This window comes from Stenotrophomonas sp. STEN023 (assembly GCF_056760135.1).
Map to the genome: position 1 here is coordinate 1 of NZ_JBRREF010000066.1, position 26,629 is coordinate 26,629.

Consider the following 26,629-nt stretch of genomic DNA (forward strand, 5'->3'; position numbering starts at 1 on the left):
CGAGTTCGAGGCACGCTGGGACAAGGAGTACCTGCCGATTGGCCAGTCTTGGCGGCGTAACTGGACACGGTTAACCCCATTTTTCGACTATCCACCCGAGATCCGTAAGGTTATCTATACAACCAACGCAATCGAGTCGGTGAACATGGGGCTACGAAAATTAACCAAGCACCGCGGCGCGTTTCCGAGCGACGAAGCTCTCATCAAACTGCTCTACCTCGCGTTGCGCAACATCAGCAAACGATGGACCTTACCCATCCGTGATTGGAAGGCAGCCTTGAACCGATTTACCATCCAGTTTGAGGGGCGACTCCCTCAGCTGTAACCCGAATCCCGTTTACACAAAAATCTGCACACGCTCCCGCCTGGATGGCGTTGCCGAGCGAAAAGCGGGGTGAATTCCTAGACGGAATTGGAAGCGCTATGGCCAATCTGACAGCTCTTGGGGTCGAAGTTCTGGCGCTTGCCGAGATCGAATCCGACATCGATCATTCAAGCACCCACCGCTTCCTCGGCGTCTGGCGCTTTCCCGATCCTCAGGCGCGCGACGCGCTGCTGGCAGGCGTCAAGGCCTGCGGCTGGTATGACTACTTCGACCATGTGAATGCAGCAAGCAACGCAGGCGGATTCGCACCTCATCTAGCAGCACTGATGGATGCGTAATGCCCCTCTTCAATCCAGCTCTTCTCCCCAAAAGAGCAACCCAATGTTATTGACCTAGAGCATAGGGCGAGGCAACTGCCTCGCCCTAGCTTCTTTCACTCCCTCTCTGCCTTCACAGAATTCCGACTGAAGACTTCCTTAGGAAATCTGTGCAGAGACCGATCCAATGCACGCCCTGCGCCCCTATCCCCCCCCTCTTGATCTTTACATTAGGCATTGCTAAATTAGATATATCTAATTTACAGGATGTCCCTTATGCGAACCGCTAACGACTTGGTCGATGCCGCACGCGAACGCATCAAAGAGATCCAAGTGGAGCATTTTGCGGCTCTCTCCGAAGCCAGGCCGCTGCTCGTCGATGTGCGGGAACCAAGCGAATTCGCGGAAGGCCATGTCCGAGGAGCAATCAATCTTCCTCGAGGTCTGCTGGAGTTCAAAATCCTGAGCCATCCAGAGCTTGCTGGCAGTTCGGCGGAAGAACCAGCGTCACAGGCAGCGCGGCCAATTGTCGTCTACTGCCAAACGGGAGGGCGTTCTGCTCTTGCTGCAGATAGCTTGCAGCAGCTTGGTTTCAGCAAGGTGCAATCACTAGCAGGCGGCATCACCGCGTGGAAAGAAGCGGGTTTACCAGTGGTCACCGACTAGCCCACATGTCCAAGACCAATACGAAACCTTCGATCTCAGAACTGAACACAATGCGCAAGCACGCAAGTCACGCTGCGCAGTTGCTCAAGGCCCTAGCCAATGAGAACCGACTGCTGATCCTCTGCCTACTAGCTGAGCGCGAATTTTCGGTTAGTGAGTTGAATCTAGAACTTGACCTCAGTCAGTCATCGCTATCGCAACATCTAGCTTTGTTACGGGCAGAGGGCCTTGTAATCAGCCGTCGCGAAGCTCAGTTGATCTACTACTCCCTGGCTCCGGGTCCCGCCTTCGAAGTGATGAGCACCCTTCACAGAATTTACTGCGTTGATCGCTCCTAGCCAGCGGTAGCGCGCTAAGACCGCTTATCAAAGGCAGCCACTCACCTAAACGCATCTATGTGAAGAGGTGAACATCATTAGCGCCTTCTCATTGCTTCACAACCTAAGGAAATGCAATGAACGCCAACTCGTATGCTGAACTGACTCGCGAAATATCCCAGAATTTGACCGAGCTCCGCACCCAGAACAGTGCGGTCATGCAAGGCTTCGGAGCCCTCAGCAAAGCCGCAATGAATCCAGGTGCGCTGGACGAAAAGACAAAAGAGCTCATCGCCATGGCGATTGGCGTCGCAAATCGGTGTGATGGCTGCCTGGGCTTTCATGCCAAAGCGCTGGTTCGCTTGGGCGCTAGTCCAGAGGAGTTTCGAGAAATGCTTGGCGTAGCCGTCTACATGGGAGGAGGTCCGTCACTTATGTACGCAGCAAACGCCCTTGCTGCCTATCGTGAATTCAGCCAATCACAAGACTGAGGACAGGTCCTTCCACGAGCACTTCAGCATGCCGCTTTGAGGTCACGATCAACCAAGTCGCTTGTGGCGCCAACAAGCGCGGAAAGCCCCCCTTCTCCGAGGAGGAGCTTGGAGGAAGCGAGCCGTGCTGACGTGAAAGCAGCTAGGTCTACAAGCAGCTGCTTTGAAGCCCGCGCCGAGGTAATTCACTTCATCAATGATCCCACGCATCTTAGCAAGGCTTCATCGGCAGACTGCACCCGGTGGTGGTTGAGCAGCATCATCCACTGCACAGCTGACAAGTAGCTACAAGAACTGCGCCTATCATCAAAAACTATAAATTACGGTAGCGAACACACAACTAGGTTTGAAAACTATTCGCTTTCTCATTCCTGAAGAATGGCCAGGCGCATTACCCACTATTTCCAAGTACTGACACTTGAGTTCTGTGTACGATGGGGCTTGGGAGAAATCCGGTTTTATTTGCGATCAATGGACTGGCTCTCAGTAAAAAGCTCCGATATGCAAGCCGTGTGCCCTTCGCCACATGAAACGCCGAGCCATTTGCTATGGAACCCAAGAATTCCGAAAGCCGCTTCAGTCCTTTGGTCATTGCGCTGCACTGGCTAACCGTGCTTCTGCTAATCGCGGTCTATGCGAGCATGGAACTACGAGGATTGGCACCCAAGGGAAGCGAACTTCGAGGAAACATAAAGTCCTTGCATTTCCTTCTTGGTCTCAGCGTACTGGCCGTCGTCGTGATTCGCATCTGGGTCCGCATCCAAGCAGGACAAACACCCCGAATCGAGCCACCCATGCATAAATGGCAGGCGCTGGCCGCGGGCGCCATGCACCATGCACCATGCACTCTATGCTTTCATGATCGCCCTCCCGCTAATCGGATGGCTAATCTTGAGCGCATCTGGAAAGCCTATTGTTCTATTTGGACTTCCAATCCCCTCCCTAATCGGCACCGATGCAAAATTTTCGCGCCAGCTCAAGGAGGCGCATGAGATGCTGGCCACTTTGGGCTATTTCCTGATCGGTTTGCACGCGGCGGCGGCCCTGTGGCACCACTATGTCATGCATGACAACACACTCGTTCGCATGCTTCGTGGCGATCGCCGATGAATTTCCGCAGCCCAAAGCTGCTTCGAATGTGCTCGGATCACCAATGACAAAATTTCACTATCGCGCTCATCCGGAAAGTCATCGCACCGAGCATATCGGTTGGCTGCGTGCCGCCGTATTGGGTGCCAATGACGGCATCATTTCCACAGCTAGCTTGGTGGCAGGCGTGGCTGCAGCCCATGCAGCCCATGCCAACATCTTGACCACAGCCATTGCTGGCTTGGCAGCTGGTGCCATGTCGATGGCTGCTGGCGAGTTCGTGTCAGTCTACTCACAGGCCGACACAGAGAAGGCTGATTTAGCAAGGGAGAGTTATGAGCTGGAAAATAGTCCGGAAGCAGAGCATCGGGAATTGACGGCTATTTACATCCAGCGCGGCTTAGATCACGAACTCGCCGAGCAGGTCGCCAAGCAACTCATGGCACATGATGCGCTGGGCGCGCATGCCCGCGACGAATTGGGTATCTCTGAAACATTGAGTGCTCGCCCATTGCAAGCTGCAATGGCCTCCGCTGGGAGCTTCGCGATAGGCGCAGCGCTGCCGCTTAGCGTGGTCCTTTTGGCACCAGAGCAAAACCTGCTTTATTGGATCATATCGACCGCGATCGTCTTCCTTGCGTTGCTTGGCGCCGCCGCCGCGGCAGTGGGGGGCACGCCGCGAATCAAAAGTGCGCTGCGCGTAGCTTTCTGGGGCTCGGTCGCCATGTCTGTGACGTCGGGTATAGGTGCCATATTCGGCACAGCAATGTAGACCAAGCTGCTGATGCATCGATTTGAGAACGGCGGTAGTAAATGACCACCCCATGTGAAAACCCGACCGGAGTCTGCCTACTGTTCAGCGACCGAAGGTGTTCGAGATTCCACAACCAGGCTGACCTCACATCGACACGCGCAATCACCGGACACATCAAGCAGGCGGCCGCTGTTGGCGCCGGTCGTCGCGAAATAAACTAACCGCTGGAGAGGCTCTGCCCCCATTGGGGATGGCGACCAAACATGCTGTATTTGGCTTCATAATCGGTCCTAGGCAATCAGCCGGACCGCGTCTGAAGGCAGTCTCAGAGTACTTCGATACGCCTCCAGTCTTGACTCCAGGTCGACGTTGCCCACTGAGTTCTCCTGCCTTGATTCAAGCCTTATGTCTTCACCGACGTCGCAAACGATTCTGAGAAACCCAATCAAGATCGCCTCAACCACGCCGATATCCATACTCGGTCCGCGAGGACCGGAAGTTGCGTTACGTTAGCTGCAGCGTTGTTCCGACTATTTCTACGGCTAGCCGGTTAGCGGCAGGCCACATGTTCTTCATGGCACGACATTACGCAGGAGCTGAAGCGGCACGTGAATTTCATCCAGCCAGATCACGAAGATTCCGCGCGCGCCTTGTCCATTCATGATGGCAGCCTACCGCCGCTCGCTTGGGCAGTCGCCGGCCTGTTGTTCGGACTGACCTGCACTGCGGTCCTGGCGCATCGCGAATGGTCCGAACTGCAGCATAGGACGGAAGAGGCCAGCAGCACCTTGGCAGATGCTAGCGTTGCGCAACTACGCGTACCGCTTGATCGCGCGGCTTCCATCCTGCGTTCGATGCAGACAGTCTTCCTCGCCAATGACCGGATGGACCAAGCGGGGTTCAGCGAATACTACACGCGTCTAGACAATAACCGCGATGCTTACACCTCCATCGCCTTTGCTCGGCGCACGCAGGTGCATCGACCGCAAACGGACCATGCCGCTTATCGCTATGAATTTGTGTCGCCCTACCAGAGCAATATCAGCCTGCTAGGTTTTGACATGACCTCCCAACCGGCCAACCTGGCAGCCTTGGTACGCGCCAGAGATACAGACACCGTCACCCTTTCGGCCCCGTTCACCCTGCGCCAACACTCGCCCTCGGGAGAGAATAAGCTGGGGGTCACGCTCCGCCTGCCGGTCTATTCCAAAGGCGCAGCACCGGCGTCCACGAGCGAACGAAGAGCCCGGGAAATCGGCGCACTTGCCGTAGGCATTCGCTTGCAACCACTGATCGAAAGTGCACTTGAATCGCGCATCAAGGAAGGCTTCCGGATCAGAATCCGCGATACGAATGCGAGTTCCCTACCATTCTACGATTCGGGCTTAGCGGCGGCACACGGGCTGCCCACCCAGCACCGTCAACTTGATTTCGGCGGCAGACGCTGGTACCTAGAGATGCTGCCCGTCCCACGCCCTTTGGACCTAGGCCAGCTGCACACTATCATCATAGCCGGAAGCATCATCAGCCTCCTGCTATCGGCTCTAATGTGGTCGTTGGCCGTGACTAGGCGAAAGGCGCTAGCACTTGGCGAGCAGATGAGTACACGCTACAGAGAGAGCGAGCTGCGTTTCCGAGCCCTGAATGAACTACTGCCAGCGCTGGTGTTACTGGCCGACGCCCGCAACTGGAAGATCGCATACGCCAATCAGGCAGCGCGGAGGCGTTTTGGAGACCCAACCGGCCTGCCACTCTCTTCGCTATTTCTGGACCAACTACTCCAGGATCGCATACGTAGCCCCGCAAATATTCGCAACACTTGGAATTGCCTCGAAGCCGAATTGCGAGGTGGAGATGGCACCAGCTTCTGGGCGAACGCCTCTATAGTCGAGGTAAATGTTGATGGCGCACCTCATCTATTGATGGTAGCGACCGATAATTCCGAACAGCGAGAACTTACAGACCGCCTGAGCTATCAAGCGGCACATGATGCACTGACCGGACTCTACAACCGTCGTGAGTTCGAACGGCGTGTGGAGGAACTGCTTCAGAATCGATCCACGATAGCGAAGAGTGGCGTGTGGGCGCTGCTCTATATTGACCTTGACCAGTTCAAGCTAATCAATGACGTATCTGGGCATATGGCGGGTGACCAGCTGCTGGAGCAACTTGCGCTGATCATGCGTCAGCAGACGCGCAGCGACGACGTGCTCGCGCGCTTGGGCGGAGACGAATTCGGCTTGCTGAGCTTCCATGCCGACAGCGGCGGGGCACTGGTACTGGCGGAGCAGCTGCGCGGAAGCATCGAGGCGTTGCTATTTGCCTGGCAAGAACGCAGCTATAGAGTCAGCTGCAGTATCGGGATGGTGGTTATTGACCAGCAGGTGCCCACCCTGAAAGATCTACTCGCGTGGGCGGACACGGCTTGCTACCTGGCAAAGGAGAACGGGCGTAACCGCGTGTACGTCTATCGTGAGGACGATGAGACGACTCGCCGCCGAGGAGAGATGGAGTGGGTCAATCGACTGCGTTGGGCTATCGAACAGGACCGCCTGCTCCTTGACTACCAAGAGATCATCTCGCTCACTGGGGAGGATACCGGTACCAATATCGAACTACTGCTGCGCCTGCGAGATGAAGATGGCAGCATTGTGCTACCAGGAGCGTTTCTACCCGCTGCCGAGCGCTATGGCTTGATGCCCGCCATTGACCGCTGGGTGATCCGGAAGGCCCTCTCAAACTTCACCACCCTCCACCCAACTGCGCAGAAGCTTGGCGGCTGTGCAATCAATCTGTCGGGCGCCAGTATCGAGGACGAAGGCTTAGCCGACTTCATTCTTGATAGTTTGAAAGAGTACGGTGTGTCGCCGCAGCGCCTTTGCTTTGAGATCACCGAGACCGTCGCCGTTCGCAACCTGGTCAAGGTGGCAAGCATCGTCGAACGCCTACGGCGTGCCGGCTGTAGTATCGCCCTCGACGACTTTGGCGCGGGCATGTCTTCATTCGGTTATCTCAAGAGTCTCCCGCTGGACCTGATCAAGATCGATCGTAGCTTCATTGCTGATCTGGACTCCGATCCGACCAGCCACACCATCATCAGTGCCATCGCCAAGATAGGCCACCAACGCGGCTTAAAAGTTGTGGCCGAGGGCGTTAGCTCTCAGCATCTGTGTAGTGCAGCGCGCTCCTTGGGCGTGGACTACGCACAGGGCTTTGGCTTGCATCGTCCGGAACGAGTGAAGTTCCAATGCTAAATTTGGCAATAGGCTTCTGCAGAGACCCTCCAGCGAACTGAGATTTTTTGCGCGATTCTCACCGACTTCTTCTGGATGGCTGAGCCTGAGCACGCTCTTTGATTGCGACTAACTCAAGCCTGAAGCTGGTGAGACTTAGGATTCACATAGCGCCGCTCTCAACGCCACTCTTCAGGCCTCGGGCATATGGCAAACCACTTCCACATTGTGCCCATCGGGGGCGATGACGAAAGCAGCATAGTAGCTAGGATGATACGACGGCCTCAATCCAGGACGCCCGTTATCCTGACCCCCCGCTTCAATCGCCGCAGCATAGAACATATCGACGTGGGCGCGAGACTTCGCCGCGATCGCGAGATGCAAAGGAGTTGGAGGAGCGTAGGCGGGATAGATCCATAGCGATGGCTTCCCCCCCAACCCGAGGCCAACACTATCAGGTCCTCGCATAGCAATTGTGATCCCCAAGGGCGAAAGAGCACGAAGAAGAAAGCTCTCCAACGCCGCTGGGCTATTTGAGCGTATGCCGATGTGATCGAACATGGATATCCTTGGTTCGAACCAGTCGCAAAAGAAGAAATAGAATAGACCACACTAAGTGCCGTCACCATCTTCGCCGAAGAAAGACTTGAAATGAATACACTACTGATGATCGGCGGAGATCTCTGCAGCCGCGTTGGGAACGCACTTTGGAGTTCCCAGGATTTAGTGGACACCTGACCGAGGGTGGCGATGCGCTGCCTCGAACTCGTCAGGACTGACCCCGCCTAGATGACTGTGGCGGCGTTTTGGATTGTAAAACCCATCGATGTAGTCGGATATGTCCGAGGTCGCCACGTCACGATTCGCATAGATGCGCTTCTTGATCCGTTCCTTTTTCAAACTGCTGAAGAAGGACTCAGCGACCGCGTTGTCCCAGCAGTTGGCACGTCTGCTCATGCTTGGCTCAAGGTGGTTGTCTTTGCAGAAACGTCGCCATGCATCACTTCCGTACTGCGAGCCTTGATCCGAGTGGATAAGGGTTTTGCGAGGACGTCGGCTGCGCACGGCTTTCATCACGGCATCCAGAACAAGTTCTCGATGAATCGTTGATCTGACAGCCCAACCAACAACCCTGCGTGAGAAAAGATCCAAAACAACTGCCAGGTATAGCCAACCCTGCCACGTGCGGATGTAGGTGATATCCGTCACCCATGCCTCGTTCGGGCGCGATACGCTGAACTGACGCTGGAGCAAATTTGGGATCAAGACATGAGGTTTTGGAGCGGGGATGTGCCGTATGCGATAGCCATGCAGCGCGTGCAATCCGTTCACCCGCATCAAGCGAGCAACCCGATGTTTGCTGCATGCCTCCCCGTGCTCCCTCAGGTCGAGAAACACCCTGGGGGCGCCATAAATTCCGTGGCTGGCGGTAAACGACGCACGTATCAAGCGAAGCAACCGCGCATCTTCTTGCGCTCGATCGGAAATCGGATGTTCACGCCATGCGTAGTAGCCGGCTCGAGCAACCCCAAGCAGACGACACATCATCTGGATACTGAACTCGTCCCGATGCGCATCGATGAATTTGTAGGCTTGCCGGGTCTTGCTGGTGATCTTGCCTGCAGACATGACTGTCTCCCAATGCCGCCCCCAACAGAGGCTAGCTCTGTCTAGGAAATCCTGGGAACTCCACTTCGATCACGATGGCGCCCGGGGGAATCGCATGGGTAAGCATGTGCGCGATCCCGTTGTGAACTTTGCCGGTCGATATCATCTCGGGCTTCACGGCTGCGGTGCGGGATGCCCTTACTACACGCTCATTGATTTGACGTCGGGCGCTGACCTGAGTTCAGTTGTCGAGATGTTGGGTTCGATGGCTCCGCCCAGTAGAACGAGTGATGGCTTGATCTACGTTATGTACCTGTTGAGCAGGCCCGAGAGCCGTTTGTTGGTTGCTCGGTACATTCTGGATGCCCCGTTGGAGTATGAGGGCCGCGAACGCCTGTGTGTGCTTGATGGAGGGATGCTCCGTGCTATCAGCACAACACGTCTCTTCTGCGAAAGTTGGTAGCTTCCGAGGGGCAGAGATTTTCTGAGAGCGATTATGGTTGATCTGAAATGGACGTTGATAGATATGCAATTGTATGGAACGGGCGATCAGATGATGTCTAAGTTTGCTGCCGTTACGTCTCTTGCAGCGTGCTTGTCGGTGCTCGGCTGTGGTGGGCCTACCGAAAAAGAGCGGAAAGTTATCAGTGAGTTGACACGGGAGATGAAGGAGGAGTGCCTTGGGCGAATGTTTGTCAGCCTTCCGAAGGACTTCAAGTGGTCACCCTATGCGAGGGTTACGCTGTATTACGGCAGAGATGCTGATTTCAAGACCATGGATGTCTCTATTGCTGACACTGGTGTTGATCAGGAGTTGTTTGATCGTCGAGTGAGTGAGCGGGTTGCGGAGATCGCGTCCGAAACCAATATCGGTTCGGGTGAGTCTGTTTTGAAGAGCCACGCAAGAGAAGCTAGCGGCGTGCATTTCATTGAGCGTTATCAAAGCTTCGAGACTGATCGTGCTGTCACCTATGAGGCGCATCTTTTGATCGAAGGTGTGCAGGTGTTCGTAGAAGGTGACGCGTATTCACGCGGCCGTGATGCGGTCGCTAACAATGTACGAAAGTTGGCCGGTGAGATTTCAGTAGCTAGTGGCGCTGACGGCGAAAGGGGCGATCGATTCTGTCTCGGGCCGCTGTTGATAAAATCGAATCAAGATTACGAAGTTGTCATATTTCATGCTTCCGGTGGGCGTAGCCAGGATGGCGTGCTGTTCGAATTCTATACAAGCAGCATGGAGCGCTCGGGTTCAGGTGAGACGTTGGGGGCGCGCGTCGACGAAGCATCCGACTACCTTGGTAGTAGGATGAAAGTGCTTCGGAGGGGGAGTGTTTCCGTAGACGGCGAAGAGGCGGAGCAGGCGCTTGTTAGGTTCAAACAGCTGGAGGATCGACACTCCCTATCGTTCGGACTCTGGTCGATGCGGGCTGCACCGGGGCTGTCCAGGCCGTCGTTCACGCTCTCAATGAGTACGCAAACTGAAGTTGGAGGCGAGTCTGCATCTGCGGCGGCGCGCAACCCTATCGCCTTCAGAGAACCGCGTGACCTGCCATCAGGTCCAGTTCCGATCAAGTTCGATTCGGCGTTAACAGACGAGGAGGCTATGGGCTTGTGGGATGCCGTTGTGAAATCGATTCGAAGTCGTTGAAGCGGCTATTTGGATAACAAGTCCAATTTTGGGTGACGGATTCTTAGTTTCGCCAGTGTGAAGTCGCGGGCAAGATGTGGGGGCGGAACGGGCTGAATGCCCATTCATTCTTGGTGTCAGTACAGCTTTAGTGATGAATGGCTCAATTCGTCGTGCGCTTTGTGATCTTCCGCACAGTCGCGATACGTGATGCAGTATGGATGGTCACAGCGGTTCAAGTTATCTGAGATAGCAATCGGCTGTCCCCACCAATCCGACCCCTCCAATCCGTAACGCGGGCTATAGGAAAGTTCTGATAGATTCGGCTTGGGGGATCCTACCGCGTCTGCTGAATGGCAGACGGGAAACGCATTGGGTTGGCATGGATAAGCTGAATAGCCTGATGGCGCAGGTGGCTGCGCCGAGTGATGCACAGCGTCAGTATCAATGGCGATGCTCGGGATTTGGCGGGGGCATGGTCGAACGCTGGTGGGGCCGCGATGGCCTGTCTGCGCACGCGCAGACGGATGTGGATGTGCTGTCCACCGATCAAGGTGTTGCGCTGGATGCGCTGCTTGGCACCCAGGCGGTGCTGGTGATGCGCATGGCCGATGGTGGCGAGCAGCAACGCAGTGGTCTGGTCGCACATGCACAGCGCATGGGCAGTGATGGCGGACTGGTGCGCTATCGCGTGTCGCTGCGGTCGTGGACCTGGTGGCTGCAGCATGCGCGGCACAGCCGTGTATTCCAGGACAAGAGCGTGCGCGAGATCGTCGACGCCGTGCTTGCCGACTATCCAGACCTGGCCAATTGGCGCTGGGCCGAAGGCTGCGATGAATTCATTGGTACGCGCGTGCGCAGCTATTGCGTGCAGTACCGCGAGAGCGATCTGGATTTCCTGCAGCGGCTGTTGGCCGAGGAAGGGCTGGGTTGGCGCCTGTACGCCGAGGAACAATCCTCTTGCGGCAACGGCATGGAGATCTTCGCCGATAGCCTGGGCCTGCCGCAGGATGCCAGCAGCGCCGCAGGCGGCGTGCGCTTCCACCGCAGTGATGCAACCGAATCCACGGACAGCATCCAGACGCTGGGCCGACGCCGCGTCCTGGGCAGCACCAGCCTGAGCCTGCTCAGCGATGATTACCGTCAGGTGCGCAGCATCAGCACGCAGCTGCCCTTGGACGGCGGCGGTGACGCCTCCAAGCGCGAAAGCTATGACGCCGTTGGCGCATATGCTTTCAACAATGCCGGTGCGGCCGATTGGTATGCGCGCTTGCAGGCGCAGGCGCATGAAGTTCACGGACGCAGCTGGCAGGGCCAGGGCACGGTGCGCGGTTTCCAGTCCGGTACCTGGCTTGAGGTGCAACAGGCGCCGTTTGCGACCGCGCCCGAGTTGTTGCTGGTGGAGGTGGAGCACGCGGGTATCAACAACCTGCCGACTGATGTACGCAAGGCGATGGACGATGCCTTGGGTAGCACGCCGATGGCAGGGACCGATGCCGGGCTGTGGCAGCAGGCTGAGAAAGTGGGCTATGCCAATCGCTTCAAGGCGACCGAGCGGAACTTGCCATGGCGGCCGGCGCTGGAAGATGGCAACGGTCATCGCCTGAATCCACGGCCGACCGTGCCGGGCTATCAGACCGCCGTGGTCGTCGCGGGGCAGGGCGGCAACAGCAAGGACGTGCATGCCGACAGCCTTGGCCGGATTCGGGTGCGTTTCCACTTCCAGGATGAGCAGGGCGACACCACCTGGCTGCGGGTAGCCCAGCGCTATGCGGGCCCCGGTGTTGGTGCGCAGTTCCTGCCGCGTATCGGCCAGGAAGTGCTGGTCGGTTTCCTTGAGGGTGATATCGACCGTCCCATCGTGTTGGGCGCGCTGTACAACGGCCGTGGCGAAGCGGGTGTTGCGCCCACCCCCGCTGGTGCCAGTGCCGACGCCGATCACAGTGCCTATGCACAGGCGCGCGATGGCGCCGCCAGTGCGCAGGGCAATCTCAGTGGCGGCCATGCGCCGGCTTGGCACGCGGCCGGCGCCGGCGACGATGCGCACCGCAATGCGGGCGCGGTATGGGGCATCCGTTCGCGTGAGTGGGATGGCGGCGAAGGCAGCAATCACCTGCTGTTTGATGACAGCGACCAGCAACTGCGCGTGCAGCTGGCCAGCAGCCAGCAGACCTCGCAGTTGAGTCTTGGCCATCTGCGCCATCAGGCCGACAACTTCCTTGGCAGCCTGCGCGGCACCGGCTTCGAGCTGCGCAGTGATGCCTGGGGCGCGGTGCGTACAACGTCGGGCGGCTGGTTCAGTGCCTATGCGCACCGCAGCAACAGTCCTGCGGGCGAAGCCGTGCAACCGGCGGCCCTGCTCAATCAGTTGCAGGCCTTGAGTACACGCTTCAATCAATCGGCGCGCACGCATCTGACCACTGCGTTGGCGATGAAGGAAGGCGCACGCGGCAAGGACCGCTCCAGCATCGTGCCAGACAAGGCGCCGCTGGCAGCGATGTTGGCCAGCGCCAAGACCACGGTTGCCGGTACGGAATACCAAGCTGCCAGCAGCGAAGCCGAGCAGCGGCAGGCTAGTGCCGGTAAGGGCCGGGTACCGCATAGCGGTGATCCGCTGCTGGGGTTCGCGGCGCCGGCTGGCATTGTCCATGTCGCTGGGCAGGCACTGCACTGGTCGGTCGGCGAAGGCCTGCTATTGGCCAGCGGCGGTGACAGCGATACCGCGGTGATGGGCGACGCGCGTCTGCATGCAGGCCAGGCCATCGGGATGTTGGCCACTGCCGTGGAGGGCGGTGCCGACGGCGGCAATGCATTGAGCGTGGTAGCCGGCACCGATGAACTGAACGTGCAGGCACAACACGACGAAGTGCGCATGCAATCAAAGCAGGCCCTGCGCGCAGCCAGCGCCCAGGGCGTGGTGGAACTGACTGCCGGCAAGACCTTGCACATCGCCACCACCGGTGGCGCCAGCGTCACCATCGAAGGCGGCAACATCAGCTTCAACTGCCCGGGCAAGATCACCGTGCATGCGAGCAAGAAGAGCTTCCTTGGCGGCACCCATCTGTCCACCGAAATGAACAGCTGGCCAGACCCGCAGTTCGATGATGTCTACGTGGTGCGGCACCGGGCCACGGGCGAGCCCATGCCCAATACGCGGGTGCAGCTCACCCGCGGTGATGGTGGCCGCAGCGAGCTGGTCACCGATGCACAGGGGCGCCTGCCGCGGCAGAGCGGGCAGGGTATCGATGAGGTGCTCATCAAGATTCTTGGGAAGGTCTAACGCATGGAAGAGAAACAGGACGTTGTGCTGCCCAGCGGAGACTGGGATGAAGATGGGCGGCCGGTCGCACGTGCGCGGCTCACCCAGGTCAAGGACAAGCGCGACAAGGTGGTCGAGGCCGATACCGATGCGGTGATTCCGGTGATCTTCCTGCCCGGCATCATGGGCACCAACCTGAAGTCGACGGTCACCGGTGATCCGGTATGGCGGCCACCGAACACGGATGGTGTCGGCGCGGTACTGGGCGCGATCGGACAGATGTTCGTATTCCTGTTCCGTGGCGCTGCCACGCGGCAACGCTTGTTGAATCCGTTGACATCGGAAGTGGACGACCGCGGTCCGCTTGATGCGGAGAAGACCATTCCCGAGACGCTGGCGCGAGAACGTGGTTGGGGCCAGTTGATGCGCTCTGCCTACAATCCGGTGATGGCGGAGATGCAGCGCAAGCTCAATGACCTGATGTCGGCGGGCAAGCTGCAGCCGTGGTGGGCCGAAGATGGCGCTCGCGCGCCGGCCGAGTATGGCGAGATGGTCGGCGGCAATGCCGCGCTTACCTTGGAGCAGGCCAAGCACGCCGCGCACTACCGCTTCGAGGTCTGGTCCGGTGGTTACAACTGGCTGCAGAGCAATCGTCTGTCGGCGCAGGACATCGTCGCGCGCATCGATAACGTGATCCTGCCGTATTACGCCACGCGCGGTATCAACGCGCAGAAGGTATTGCTGGTCACCCACTCCATGGGCGGCCTGGTGGCACGCGCGGTGTCGCAGGTGTCGAACTACGGCAAGTTGCTTGGTATTTCTCATGGTGTGATGCCGGCGACGGGCGCGGCGGCGACGTATCACCATTGCCGTGCCGGCTATACCGGTGCATCCAGCATCATTCTTGGCCGCGATGCGGGTGAAGTGGTGGCGATTCTGGCCAGGTCCCCCGGTGGTCTGGAGCTGCTGCCCGCTGCGGACTACAACGAAGGCAAGGCGTGGCTGGAGCTCGGCGACAAGGGCCCGCGTCTGCCGGTTGGCGCAGATCCGTACAACGAGATCTACCTCAACACCAAATGGTATGGACTGGTTCCCGAAGCCAATACTGGTCTGCTCGATCCGAGCGCACCGGCGCCGGCGGCGGCATCGGCACGCGAAGAAGAAGATGGCCCGGCGCTGACGCCACGCAGCGGCTTCCAGATCAATATCGAAGGTGTGCGGGACTTTCACAAGGACATCGAGCGCAAGTACCACAAGCCGACCTTCGCGCATTACGGTGATGACGCCAAGCAGCTTGCCTGGGGTGACCTGGGCTGGAGCGGTGGCAGCATGACCGGCGTGGATTCGGTGACGCCGGTATCGGACAACCACAACGGCAAGATCAAACTGCAGGACGCGGTTGCTGTGATCAAGCTGGAGATTGCCGATCCCGCCGATCCTGGTGACGGCACAGTCCCGGCGTGTTCAGGTGCGGCCCCCAAAGCTGAGGTCACGGGATGTTTCCGCCAAGGCAGTTTCGGCACCGGGCAGTACGCGCTGAAAGGAAAAAAAGGCTATGACCATCAAGGCAGCTACAACGACGAGCGCACCCGCTGGGCAACCCTTTACGCCGCAGTGCGGTTTGCGCAAAGCGCGGACTGGGCGTGAGGCGTTGCATGCGATGACGCGGCGACCACTGTTGCATGGCGTGCTGGCTGCAGTACTACTGACCTTTGCCTCGGGCGGCGTTGCCGGCGCGGCACCGAAACGACAGGGAAGCGAAATGAAGACTTTGTGCGTTGGCCGATTCCTGCTGGATGTGCCTGCTGCGACCTCGATCCAGCCCGGTTACGTGTATGCACGCAAGAAGGTGGAGACGACTACCGGCGTATCACTGCAGGAGTTCCGCCAGCGCGTGGCCGCGCGTGACGCGACGCTGACCGCGGACCGGCATCGCAGCGGTGAGTCGATGTCGGTGAGCACGACGACCTTTGACGAGAACGCGGTGCTGCTTACCTCATGGGTCAGCGAAAGCAGCCGCGCCGGTCATCGCCAGGAGCTATATGTGCTGGATCAAGCGCACAACGTACAGTACCTGGTCAGTGGCGAGACCGAGGCGGCGAAGCTGCCGGCGGCGATCGAGAACTACCGCGCCTTGCGACCGAGGATCAGCTACCGCGATCCCAACACCATTCCGACCACCGCGGGCTTCTGCGTCGACTCGGGTTTCATTGCGGGCAATCGCATCAACAGCGAGGAGATGACTATCGGCCTGCGTCCGCGTGCACATCCGGGCGCGCGCATGACCTTGATGTCGTATGTCACCGGCAAGCCTGATCAGCCATTGCTGCAGCGTGCCTCCGACCTGCCGCCGGAATATGCTGCCGCCGCAGCGCGGATGCGCAATCTGCGCCGTGGTGAACGCAACGTGGGGCCGATTCAGGGGCAGGAGATTCTTGCCCATGCAGAAGCTGACGGGGGCAAGATGTATGCCTTCCTGTGGGAATCGCAGGGGCGTGCGGAGTCCTTGCAGTTCCCGTTCCTGTCGCTGCAGCTGCTGACCGAAGAGAAGGCCGATGCACCGGCATTCCGCGATGATGCCCAGGCGCTGGGGCTGTGGGATCAAGTGCTGGGCAGCCTGCGCCTGCGCCCGGGGGCAATTTAAAATCATCTTGGTTGTGGGAACGGCGTAAGCCGTGAAGCAGATGGTGCTGGAGCTTGCAGGTATTTGTGCCATCTGCAGATGTGCCAGCTTCGCGGCTTACGCCGCTCCCACAACAGCAGTCTTGGTTTTTTCCGGCAGTTCAGGCTGCGTTTGCGGCCACGCACAATCGGTATTTTTGTAGGAGCGGCATAAGCCGCGAAGCTGATGGTGCTGAAACCCCGGCATTTGCGCGAACCGACGATGCACCGGCTTCGCGGCTTACGCCGCTCCTACAACAGCCCTGGTAAGCACGCTCCAGCACCCCGTAACCGCCGGGCTCAAAGCTCCTGGCCGAACATGATCCTGTGGCCGTCGATCGTGCGCACTCCGAACTCACGCATGCCCCACGGCTTGTCAGCGAGCGGCTGGGTGAATTCCGCACCCGCGGTTCGGTACTCCTCAAACAGGGCAGCGGCATCAGACACAGTGACGTAGCCATACCAGGAATGGTCACCAAGCGCATGCGGCGGCGTAGCGTCGATGCATTCGCCCAGCATTATCCGGAAGCTGCCGCGCGACATGAAACTCCAGCCGGGCGCAGTGAAATCCATTTGCAGGCCAAGCACTGAAGCGTAGTAGTCGGTGGACTTGGCCAGATCCTGCACGGCGAGGGTAAAGCGTATATCGATGAAGTCACTCATCTCATCTCCTGCGGCGTGATATCAGCCATCGCGCGTTGACTCCGGTTACAGCTCTTGGAGGTCGGCTTTGGTGTCCGAATCTGGCGGGCAACGCTGCCTTCATGGATGCAGCATGCAGCTCCCTTGTCGATTGGAGCTTACATGAAGCAGCTACATGGAAAGGTTGCGATCATCACCGGTGCCAGTTCGGGTATTGGCCGTGCTGCAGCAGTGTTGTTCGCCGCAGAAGGCGCGGCCCTTGTGCTGGGAGCGCGTCGCGCTGCCGAGTTGGATCGGCTTGTCGCGGAGATTGCCGGAAGTGGCGGCACTGCGGTGTGTCTACCGGGCGATGTCTGCGAAGAGGCCTATGCAAAGGCCTTGGTCGATCTGGCGTTGGACCGGTTCGGTCGACTGGACGTGGCCTTCAATAATGCCGGCACGATGGGGCCATTGGGGCCGACACCCGGGCTGGCATTGGTCGATTGGCAGCGCACGTTGGATACCAATCTCACCGCGATGTTCCTGGCCGCCAAGCATCAGGTCCCGGCGATGCTGCGCGGCGGCGCTGGCAGCCTGATATTCACTTCAACCTTTGTCGGGCATACGGTGGGTTTCGCCGGTGCTGCGGCTTATGCGGCCAGCAAGTCCGGCATCATCGGGCTGACCCAGGCATTGGCGTCGGAGTTCGGACCGCAGGGACTGCGGGTGAATGCCTTGTTGCCCGGTGGCACGGATACACCGATGGCGCATGAGATGAACGGCTCGCCGGAAGCGATGGCACAGGTGGCGCAGTTGCATGCACTGAAGCGTATTGCCGATCCACGCGAGTTGGCGGCGGCGGCGATGTTCCTGGCCTCGGACCAGTCTTCATTCATGACCGGCGCGGCGATGCTGGTGGATGGTGGGGTGTCCATCCATCGGGGCTGAAGTGGGGACGCATGCGAAACGGGCGCCGAGTGGCGCCTGTTTGCCTTGCTTGGCCGGAATGCATGGAGCTGCTGAAGCGCACGCACTCCCAGGGCAGGAGCCAGGGTGCAAGCTGCCTGCCTGGCCGATCAATGGATCGGAATAAGCAGTTCCATCTGCGCTGCGGGATCGAACGGGTCGTCAAAGCGCGCGTCGTAGCGTTCCAGGTCAACGCCGTCTTTTGCCTGTAGGCCGTGATCGGCCAGCAGGTGATCGTAGATTGCCTGGAACGTTGCGCTGATCTGCGGCGCAGTGCCAGTGTGGGTATAAACGGCATAGCGTTGCGCGGGAACCTGGACGCGGACCATGCCTTCCGGGATGACCGCTTCCTCACTCACCTCGAAACCGGTGATGTAGCGCAGCGTGCGGTCGGCCTGCGGTATGCAGATACCGTAGCTGACGATGGGGTCGATCTTGCCGGTGACTTCATTCTCGCGCGGGATGAAGCGCTGCCAGAGTTCGGCATAGCCATCTTCGCCTTCGCGGAAGATTGCTTCCATGCCGATGACATTGAAGGCCGGGCGTTCGGTGAGGGTGGGTTGCATGTTGGGATTTCTTGTATGGGAGGTGCTTGCGTGTTGCTGCCGCGTGGGGAGCTTGGCGCGCGCCTGTCAGCTTCCGCTCTGCGCCCGCTGGTAAGCGACCAGCGCATTTGCATGGCCATGGCCGATGTTGTGCTGTTCCTTGAGGAAGGCCACCTGTTCCATGTGCTTCTTGTCTTTGACGGTATCCAACAGCTGCAGCCAGTGTTTTACCGGCTTGCCGTAGGTTTTCTCGATGGACGGGAAATACGACGCAGGGCCTTGGACTTTGTCGCTGCTGGTCATCTGCGTTTCCTGGAAGGAGAGAGGCAGGGCAATGATGCGGCAAAGATTGGGTGTTGGCGATCCGGTTGGTGCGTGGGTGCGGGATGCTGGTTGTGTGTGCTTTGAAGGCGTGAAGGACGCGCAGAAAGCAGAACGGGCGCCTTGCGGCGCCCGTTCTTTGCAAAGCTTGCCCTCACCCCAACCCCTCTCCCGCGGGCGGGAGAGGGGCTCAAGCTGTAGTGCCGAGCCATGCTCGGCAGGGGCTTTACCAGCTAAAGCTGCCCTCACCCCAACCCCTCTCCCGTGAACGGGAGAGGGGCTAAAGCAGGGCTAAGCAAATCAGTAGCGGTAGTGGTCCGGCTTGAACGGGCCATCGACCGGCACGCCGATGTAGTCGGCCTGGTCCTGGCTCAGGGTGGTCAGCTTGACGCCGATCTTTTCCAGGTGCAGACGGGCAACTTCTTCGTCCAGCTTCTTCGGCAGCAGGTACACCTTGTTCTCGTAGCTGTCCTTGTTCGCCCACAGGTCGATCTGTGCGAGCGTCTGGTTGGCGAACGAGTTGGACATCACGAAGCTCGGGTGGCCGGTGGCGCAGCCGAGGTTGACCAGGCGGCCTTCGGCCAGCAGGAAGATCGCGTTGCCGTTCGGGAAGATGTACTTGTCCACCTGCGGCTTGATGTTGACGTGCTGCACGCCCTTGTAACCCACCAGCGCATCGACCTGGATTTCATTGTCGAAGTGACCAATGTTGCAGACGATGGCCTGGTCCTTCATCGCGCTCAGGTGCTCGATGCGGATGATGTCCTTGTTGCCGGTGGTGGTGACGTACAGGTCAGCACGGCCCAGGGTGGATTCGATGGTGTTGACCTCGAAGCCTTCCATCGCGGCCTGCAGGGCGCAGATCGGGTCGATCTCGGTGACCACCACGCGCGCGCCATAGGCACGCAGCGAAGCAGCGCAGCCCTTGCCGACGTCGCCGTAGCCGCAGACCACGGCAACCTTGCCGGCCAGCATCACGTCCATCGCGCGCTTCAGGCCATCGGCCAGCGACTCGCGGCAGCCGTAGAGGTTGTCGAACTTGCTCTTGGTGACCGAGTCGTTGACGTTGATCGCCGGGATCAGCAGGGTGCCGGCCTGGGCCAGCTGGTACAGGCGGTGCACGCCGGTGGTGGTCTCTTCGGAGACGCCCTTCCAATCCTTGACCACGCGGCCCCAGTAACCCGGGCGCTCGGTTGCAACGCGCTTGAGCAGGTTCTTGATGACCTGTTCTTCGTGCGAGGAAGCCGGCTCGTTGACCCAGTTGCTGCCGTTCTCGAGCTCATAGCCCTTGTGGATCAGCAGGGTGACGTCGCCACCGTCGTCGACCACCAGCTCCGGACCGGTCAGGGTGCCGTCGGCCAGGGTGAAGGTCAGCGCGTCCAGGGTGCAGTCCCAATATTCTTCCAGCGACTCGCCCTTCCATGCGAACACCGGCGTGCCGGTAGCGGCAATCGCGGCGGCAGCGTGGTCCTGGGTCGAGAAGATGTTGCACGAGGCCCAACGCACTTCGGCGCCGATGTCCTTCAGGGTCTCGATCAGCACCGCGGTCTGGATGGTCATGTGCAGCGAGCCGGTCACGCGCACGCCCTTCAGCGGCAGCTCGGCCTGGTACTTGCGGCGGATCGACATCAGGCCCGGCATTTCGTGCTCGGCGATGTCCAGTTCCTTGCGGCCCCAATCGGACAGCGAGATATCGCGGATCTTGTAATCACCTTCCTGCGAGAAGGTAGCGGCAACAGCGTTCATTTAGAGCTCCGGTGTGGTGCGAGCAGGCTCGCGTTCGCCGGGCGCCGTTGTTGCGTGAAAGCCGTCCGAGCCTGGCCGTATGGGAAGTCCGTGCAAGAACACGGGCTGTAGTGGACGGGTCCACCCAACGGTCGCAGCGCCCCTCGGAACGGGCCGCTCAGTATATCGCGCCGGTGAGCCCGCGCCGCAGGACCAACCAACGGCAGGGGCCAGTGTCGATGGGGATTGTTAAGTTGGCGGATTGTTTCCGTTCAATAGGAATGCGCCATGAACCTGTCTCCCCACCGCCGTCGCCGCGCTTCAGCCGCGCTGGTGCTGTGTGCCGGCCTGCTGCTGGCTGTACCGCCGGTCATGGCGCTGACCCCGCCTGTGGCGCAGAAGGGCGCCCAGCTGGGTGAAGGCTACCGGCTGCCGTCGGCCGCGCTGCAGGCCGTGGTGGATGCCCCGCGTGCGCCCACCCTGTACCTGTCGCCCAAGCGCGACCTGACTGCGCTGCTGCAGACCCCGGCGCTGCCGTCGATTGCTCAGGTGGCGGCCCCGGAGCTGAAGCTGGCTGGCCTGCGCATCAACCCCAAGACCGTGTCCGACAGTCGCTTCTCGTTCGGCAGCAAGCTGTGGTTGGCGTCCACCAGCGATGGCAAGGAGCGCCAGATCAGCGGCCTGCCGCAGCCGCTGTCGGTGGCCTCGCTGGCCTGGTCGGCGGACCAGAAGTACCTGGCCTTCAATCAGCTGGACCCGGCGACCGGTAGCAATGAGTTGTGGCTGGTGGATGTCGAGAGCGCCAGTGCGCGACGCGTGGCCGAGCGCCTGAACAGCATCGTTGGCAATGGCTATGCCTGGCTGCCGGGCGGCGACGCGCTGTTGGTGATGCAGCGTCCTGCCGGGCAGGGTGAGCCGCCGCACGGCGACGGTGTGCCGACCGGGCCGGCGGTGCAGCAGACCGAGGCTGGCAAGGGCGTGCGGTCGGTGCGTACCTATCAGGACCTGTTGAAGAACGAGGACGACGCGCGCCTGTTCGAGTACTACATGCGGGCACAGCCGGTGCGGGTGGCAATCAACGGTGACAGCACACCCGTTGGCGCTGTTGGCATCTATCTGGGCTTGTCGGCCTCGCCCGATGGCAAGTACCTGTTGAGCCAGCGCGTGCAGCGGCCGTTCTCCTATGCGGTGCCGGTCAGCAGCTTCCCGCGCAACATCGAAGTGCTGGATGCGCAGGGCAAGCTGGCGCACACGGTGGCGCGCCTGCCACTGGTGGATGGCCTGCCGACCGGCAACGATGCAGTGCCCACCGGCGTACGTTCGATCAGCTGGCGTGCCGATGCACCGGCCTCGCTGGTGTGGGCCGAAGCACAGGACGGCGGTGATCCGTCGCGCGAGGCCAAGGTACGTGATGCGGTGCTGCTGCAGGCGGCACCGTTCGACAAGCCGCCGGTGACGCTGGCACAGCTTGGTTCGCGCTACGCAGGTGTTACCTGGGCCAATGGCGAGTTGGCCTTGCTGGATGAGTACTGGTGGAAGAGCCGCCAGGTGAAGCAGTGGAAGATTGCCCCGGATCATCTGGATCAGGCGGCAGCGCTGCTGGTCCAGCGTTCGGAGGATGACCGTTACAGCGATCCGGGCGAACCTTTGCTGCAGATGGACAGTCGCGGCCGTTCGCGCCTGCAGCTGACCGCCGACGGCTCCGGCTTCTACCGGATCGGTGATGGCGCATCGGCGGAAGGTGATCGCCCGTTCCTGGACCGCGTGGAACTGGCCAGCGGCAAGGGCGAGCGCCTGTTCCAGTCGCAGGCGCCGTACTACGAAATGCCGTTGGGCATCATCGAGGGCGAGGGCGCGCGCATCCTGACCTATCGTGAATCCAATGATGTGCCTGCCAATCTGTTTGCACGCGGCTTGGCGGCGGACGCACAGCCGGTCGAGCTGACCCACTTCGCTCACCCGCTGCCGAAGCTGCGTGGAGTGAAGAAGGAGCAGATCCGTTACAAGCGTGCAGACGGTGTCGAACTCACCGCCGACCTGCTGCTGCCGCCGGGCTACGACGCCAAGAAGGACGGCCCGCGCCCGGTGCTGATGTGGGCCTATCCGGCCGAGTTCAAATCCGCCGCCGATGCCAGCCAGGTCAGTGGCTCCAAGTATCGTTTCAATGCCATCAGTTACTGGGGACCGCAGGCCTTCCTTGCCAAGGGCTATGTGGTGTTGAACAACCCGACCATGCCGATCGTTGGCGAAGGCGACACCGAGCCGAACGACACCTATGTGCAGCAGCTGGTTGCCAGTGCACAGGCGGCGGTCGATGAAGTGGTGAAGCGCGGTGTTGGTGACCGTGAGCGCATTGCGGTGGGTGGCCATTCCTACGGCGCCTTCATGACCGCCAACCTGCTGGCACATACGCGCCTGTTCAAGGCAGGTATTGCGCGTTCCGGCGCGTACAACCGCACGCTGACGCCGTTCGGCTTCCAGGCCGAAGAGCGTAACTACTGGCAGGCGCAGGATGTGTACCAGAAGATGTCGCCGTTCAATTACGCCGACAAGATCAAGGACCCGATCCTGTTCATCCATGGCGTTGACGACAACAACTCCGGTACCTTCCCGATCCAGAGCGAGCGCATGTTCGCCGCGGTGAAGGGCTTGGGTGGCACCTCGCGGCTGGTGATGCTGCCGAACGAATCGCATGGCTACCGCGCACGCGAATCGATCATGACCATGCTGGCTGAAAGCGAAGACTGGCTGGACCGCTGGTTGGGTGCAGAAGCCGGCAAGAAACGCTGATGTGTGGTTGCTGCCCCTGCGCCTTCGGCGCAGGGGCAGCAATGTAGTTGCGCGCCCATCGAGGCAGGGGGGTTGCCGGGCAAAGCAAAAAACCCCCCCCCCCCCCCGCCCCCCCCCCCCCACCCCCCCCCCCCCCCCCCCCCCCCCCCCCCCCCCGGCGGGGGGGGTTGTGTTTTCCCCCCCCCCCCCCCCCCCGCCCCCCCCCCCCCCCCCCCCCACTACAGGTGAAGCACTGCGCCGTCATGTCCTCGAACTGACTGTTTTGCCATGCATTCCTGTCCAAAAGGACAGTCGCCAGACAACATTCAAATGCAACTGTTTCAGGTTTGGTGCACTGCAAAATTGTGCTGATTTTTGCGGTAGGCTTGACGGGTTTCCGCTCTTCAGGCTCTACGTCTTCGATGAACGAGTACCGCAGCAGCGTTGTCTTTGCCACCCCCGACCTGCCCTTGCGCGACGATGTGCGCCGCCTCGGCACGATGGTTGGCGATCTGATTTCCGAACAGGTATCGCCCGGCTTCCTCGATGAAGTGGAAGACGTGCGTACAGCCGCCATCGCCCGCCGCGAAAGCCAGGCACCGCTGCTCTCGCTGAGCACCCAGCTGGCCGGCCGCTCGCCGCGCGATGCCGAAGCGCTGGTGCGTGCCTTCAGCACCTATTTCCAGGTGGTCAACATCGCCGAGCGCGTGCATCGCATCCGCCGTCGCCGTGACTACCAGCGCGCAGGAACCAAGCGCCCGCAACCAGAGGGCCTGCATGACGCGCTGCTCGCACTGAAGGCGCAGGGCGTGACGCCGGAAGAACTGGCGCAGTGGCTGCCGCAGATCGATATCGAGCCGGTGTTCACCGCGCACCCGACAGAAGCCGTGCGCCGTGCTCTGCTGGAAAAGGAACAGCTGATGGTCGCCGCCTTGGTCGATAATCTCGACGGCCAACGCACACCCGGCGAGCAGGCCGCCGATGCAGCACGTTTCCGCATGGCCTTGACCGCGTCATGGCAGACTGCCGATTCCTCGCCGGTACGACCAACGGTTGATGACGAGCGCGAGCACGTCGGTTTCTACCTGACCCGCGTGTTGTATCGGGTGATCCCGGTGTTCTACGAATCGCTGGAACAGGCCGTGCGCGATACCTGGGGCAGGACCTTGCCGCTGCCGCGTCTGCTGCGCTTCGGTACCTGGGTTGGCGGCGACATGGATGGCAACCCCAACGTGGATGCCGGCACCATCACCAACACCTTGAATGCCCAGCGCAGCGCCGTGCTGGGCCTGTACCTGAAGGACATGCTGGCACTGGCCAGCCTGCTCAGCCAGTCGATCGAACTGGTTGGCGTCAGCGATGAAGTGCTGGCGCGCGTGCAGGAATACCAACAGCTGCTGCCGCAGGTGAGGTCGCGTCCGCGTCATGCCGATATGCCGTATCGCCTGCTCAACGACCGTATGCGCGCGCGCCTGCAGGCCACACTGGAAGATGCACACGGCGCTTATGCATCGCCGGAAGAATTCATCCACGATATCCAGCTGATTCTCGACAGCCTCGATGCCAACAAGGGCAAGCACGCTGGCTGGTTCTCGGTGCGTCGCCTGCTGTGGCGCGTGCGTACGTTTGGCTTCCATCTGGCGCGCCTGGATGTGCGCCAGGAATCCAGTGTGCATTCGCGCGCGCTTGCCGAGGTGCTGGGCGGGCAGGATGCATTCGATGCGCTGGACGATGTCGCCCGCGCACAGCTGTTGTCACCGTATGCCGCCGGCACGGAAGTTCTGGCGCACGGCGACGATGAAGCCGGCCAACGCCTGGACAAGGTATTCGCCGCATTGGCCGACGCACGCCGTCGCCACGGTGCCGATGCATTGGGCAGCTATATCATCTCGATGGCACATGATCGCGGTGACGTGCTGGCGGTACTGGCGCTGGCGCGCCGTGGTGGTCTGCTCGATGCCGAAGGCGCAGTGCCTTTGGACATCGCACCTTTGTTTGAAACCGTCGACGACCTGCAACGAGGTACAGCAACGCTGCGGGACCTGCTTGCCGATCCGGTCTACCGCGCGCACCTGGCCGGGCGCGACGATGTGCAGATGGTGATGTTGGGTTACTCGGACAGCGGCAAGGACGGCGGTATCGCCGCTTCGCGTTGGGGTCTGCAGCATGCACAGGTCGAACTGCTTGAAACCGCGGCGGAATTCGGCGTCAAGCTGACCTTCTTCCACGGCCGCGGAGGTTCGATCAGCCGTGGTGGCACCAAGACCACGCACGCGGTGAACGCTTCCCCGCGCGGCAGCATCGGTGGGCGTCTGCGCGTCACCGAGCAGGGCGAAGTGATCCATCGCAAGTATGGCATCCGTGCACTGGCGCTACGCTCGTTGGAACAGTCAGCTGGTGCGGTGTTGCGCGCGAGCCTGCGGCCGCGCGCCGCCGAGCCGCGTGAAGAGCAGTGGAAGCCGGTGATGGCGCAGGTTGCCGAGCAGAGTTCGCTGGCGTATCGAGCGTTTGTTGGCGATGCGCAATTCATGAACTACTTCCGCCAGGCCACGCCGATCGACGTGATCGAACGCATGACGCTGGGCTCGCGTCCGTCGCGGCGTCTTGGCCAGGATGCTGCGCTTACCAACCTGCGTGCGATCCCCTGGGTATTCGCATGGAGCCAGGCGCGCGCGGTGATTCCGGGTTGGTTCGGCGTCGGCAGTGGTCTGCAAACTGCTGCAGACGCAGGGCATGAACAGACCTTGCGTGAGATGGCGCACGACTGGCCGTTCTTCGAGACCTTCCTCGATGACATGTCGATGGTGTTGAGCAAGGGTGACATCCATATCGCCGAGCAGTTCTCCAAGCTGGCTGGCCCGCTGCATGAGCAGTTCTTCCCGCTCATCCGCGAGGAACTGGCGCTGACCGCACATTGGGTGAAGCGTTTGAGTGGCCAGCAGGAACTGCTGGAACAGGACCCGCGGCTGGCCTTGTCGATCCGCCTGCGTAATCCCTACATCGACCCGATCAGCATCCTGCAGGTGGACCTGCTGCAGCGCTGGCGCGCAAGCGAGCGCGAGGACGAAGGCCTGCTGCGCGCGCTGGTGGCCTGCGTGAACGGTGTATCGCAGGGCGTGCAGAACACAGGTTGAGCCGCCCGTAGTGCCGAGCCATGCTCGGCAGGGGCTTCACCGGCAATCTCCAACCGTAGTGCCGAGCCATGCTCGGCAGGGGCTTCACCAGCAATCCCCAACCGTAGTGCCGAGCCATGCTCGGCAGGGGCTTCACCGGCAATCTCCAACCGTAGTGCCGAGCCATGCTCGGCAAGGGGCTTCACTAGTACAGCCCCTGCC

At 60.4% G+C, this 26,629-nt stretch carries 19 protein-coding genes, 1 pseudogene and 1 riboswitch; of the genes and pseudogenes, 15 read left to right on the plus strand and 5 right to left on the minus strand.

What is annotated here, in order from left to right; genetic code table 11:
• From ACVOLV_RS16400 to ACVOLV_RS16435, 8 genes and pseudogenes are all read left to right on the plus strand, one after another.
• Window positions 1-325, plus strand: a 325-nt coding sequence (locus ACVOLV_RS16400; RefSeq protein ID WP_481548751.1) for a transposase, incomplete at its 5' end; no start/stop codon positions are given.
• A 44-nt stretch (window positions 326-369) separates the two neighbouring features.
• Entirely contained in the window at window positions 370-663 is a 294-nt protein-coding gene (locus tag ACVOLV_RS16405; RefSeq protein ID WP_481555314.1) for a DUF6616 family protein, read from the plus strand.
• A 255-nt stretch (window positions 664-918) separates the two neighbouring features.
• Window positions 919-1,308, plus strand: a complete 390-nt coding sequence (locus ACVOLV_RS16410; RefSeq protein WP_481555315.1) for a rhodanese-like domain-containing protein — start codon at window positions 919-921, stop codon at window positions 1,306-1,308.
• A 50-nt stretch (window positions 1,309-1,358) separates the two neighbouring features.
• Window positions 1,359-1,646: an ArsR/SmtB family transcription factor gene (locus ACVOLV_RS16415; protein ID WP_481555329.1), complete on the plus strand. Its 288-nt coding sequence runs from the start codon at window positions 1,359-1,361 to the stop codon at window positions 1,644-1,646.
• A 116-nt stretch (window positions 1,647-1,762) separates the two neighbouring features.
• A complete protein-coding gene (locus ACVOLV_RS16420) occupies window positions 1,763-2,116 on the plus strand; it encodes a carboxymuconolactone decarboxylase family protein (RefSeq protein ID WP_481555316.1) in 354 nt (117 codons plus the stop codon).
• A gap of 548 nt (window positions 2,117-2,664) precedes the next feature.
• Window positions 2,665-3,226: pseudogene (locus ACVOLV_RS16425) on the plus strand (cytochrome b).
• A 43-nt stretch (window positions 3,227-3,269) separates the two neighbouring features.
• Window positions 3,270-3,977, plus strand: coding sequence for a VIT1/CCC1 transporter family protein (locus ACVOLV_RS16430; RefSeq protein WP_481555330.1), 708 nt, complete (start codon window positions 3,270-3,272; stop codon window positions 3,975-3,977).
• A 590-nt stretch (window positions 3,978-4,567) separates the two neighbouring features.
• Window positions 4,568-7,213, plus strand: a complete 2,646-nt coding sequence (locus tag ACVOLV_RS16435; protein ID WP_481555317.1) for a bifunctional diguanylate cyclase/phosphodiesterase — start codon at window positions 4,568-4,570, stop codon at window positions 7,211-7,213.
• A gap of 702 nt (window positions 7,214-7,915) precedes the next feature.
• Here the strand turns inward: ACVOLV_RS16435 and ACVOLV_RS16440 are convergent.
• Entirely contained in the window at window positions 7,916-8,821 is a 906-nt protein-coding gene (locus tag ACVOLV_RS16440) for an IS3 family transposase (protein ID WP_313172004.1), read from the minus strand.
• A gap of 475 nt (window positions 8,822-9,296) precedes the next feature.
• On the opposite strand from ACVOLV_RS16440, the gene ACVOLV_RS16445 reads away from it, so the two are divergent.
• The 4 genes from ACVOLV_RS16445 to ACVOLV_RS16460 all read left to right on the plus strand — a co-directional run bounded on the left by ACVOLV_RS16445 (window position 9,297) and on the right by ACVOLV_RS16460 (window position 16,330).
• Window positions 9,297-10,448: a T6SS immunity protein Tli4 family protein gene (locus ACVOLV_RS16445; protein WP_481555318.1), complete on the plus strand. Its 1,152-nt coding sequence runs from the start codon at window positions 9,297-9,299 to the stop codon at window positions 10,446-10,448.
• Between the two features lie 361 nt (window positions 10,449-10,809).
• A complete protein-coding gene (locus ACVOLV_RS16450) occupies window positions 10,810-13,707 on the plus strand; it encodes a type VI secretion system Vgr family protein (RefSeq protein ID WP_481555319.1) in 2,898 nt (965 codons plus the stop codon).
• A 3-nt stretch (window positions 13,708-13,710) separates the two neighbouring features.
• Entirely contained in the window at window positions 13,711-15,333 is a 1,623-nt protein-coding gene (locus tag ACVOLV_RS16455) for an esterase/lipase family protein (protein ID WP_481555320.1), read from the plus strand.
• 13 nt (window positions 15,334-15,346) lie between these two features.
• A complete protein-coding gene (locus ACVOLV_RS16460; RefSeq protein ID WP_481555321.1) occupies window positions 15,347-16,330 on the plus strand; it encodes a T6SS immunity protein Tli4 family protein in 984 nt (327 codons plus the stop codon).
• 317 nt (window positions 16,331-16,647) lie between these two features.
• Here the strand turns inward: ACVOLV_RS16460 and ACVOLV_RS16465 are convergent, their stop codons facing one another.
• Window positions 16,648-17,010: a VOC family protein gene (locus ACVOLV_RS16465; protein WP_481555322.1), complete on the minus strand. Its 363-nt coding sequence runs from the start codon at window positions 17,008-17,010 to the stop codon at window positions 16,648-16,650.
• 141 nt (window positions 17,011-17,151) lie between these two features.
• Between ACVOLV_RS16465 and ACVOLV_RS16470 the strand changes: the two genes are divergently transcribed.
• Complete coding sequence (locus ACVOLV_RS16470) at window positions 17,152-17,916, plus strand: SDR family oxidoreductase (protein ID WP_481555323.1); 765 nt, start codon at window positions 17,152-17,154, stop codon at window positions 17,914-17,916.
• 128 nt (window positions 17,917-18,044) lie between these two features.
• Here ACVOLV_RS16470 and ACVOLV_RS16475 read toward each other — a convergent pair whose 3' ends face one another.
• The 3 genes from ACVOLV_RS16475 to ahcY form a co-directional block, all read right to left on the minus strand.
• Complete coding sequence (locus tag ACVOLV_RS16475) at window positions 18,045-18,500, minus strand: GyrI-like domain-containing protein (protein WP_481555324.1); 456 nt, start codon at window positions 18,498-18,500, stop codon at window positions 18,045-18,047.
• Window positions 18,501-18,566: 66 nt separating this feature from the next.
• The gene (locus ACVOLV_RS16480; protein ID WP_481555325.1) at window positions 18,567-18,782 is read right to left on the minus strand and encodes a DUF4287 domain-containing protein; all 216 of its coding nucleotides are present in this window, start codon (window positions 18,780-18,782) and stop codon (window positions 18,567-18,569) included.
• Between the two features lie 318 nt (window positions 18,783-19,100).
• Window positions 19,101-20,546, minus strand: a complete 1,446-nt coding sequence (gene ahcY / locus ACVOLV_RS16485) for an adenosylhomocysteinase (RefSeq protein WP_481555326.1) — start codon at window positions 20,544-20,546, stop codon at window positions 19,101-19,103.
• 32 nt (window positions 20,547-20,578) lie between these two features.
• A riboswitch (S-adenosyl-L-homocysteine riboswitch) is annotated at window positions 20,579-20,697 on the minus strand.
• A gap of 116 nt (window positions 20,698-20,813) precedes the next feature.
• Between ahcY and ACVOLV_RS16490 the strand changes: the two genes are divergently transcribed.
• Window positions 20,814-23,315 carry a S9 family peptidase gene (locus tag ACVOLV_RS16490; RefSeq protein WP_481555327.1) on the plus strand — a complete coding sequence of 834 codons (2,502 nt, stop codon included), beginning with the start codon at window positions 20,814-20,816 and terminating at the stop codon, window positions 23,313-23,315.
• Between the two features lie 401 nt (window positions 23,316-23,716).
• Complete coding sequence (gene ppc / locus ACVOLV_RS16495; RefSeq protein WP_481555328.1) at window positions 23,717-26,428, plus strand: phosphoenolpyruvate carboxylase; 2,712 nt, start codon at window positions 23,717-23,719, stop codon at window positions 26,426-26,428.
• Window positions 26,429-26,629 lie beyond the last annotated feature (201 nt).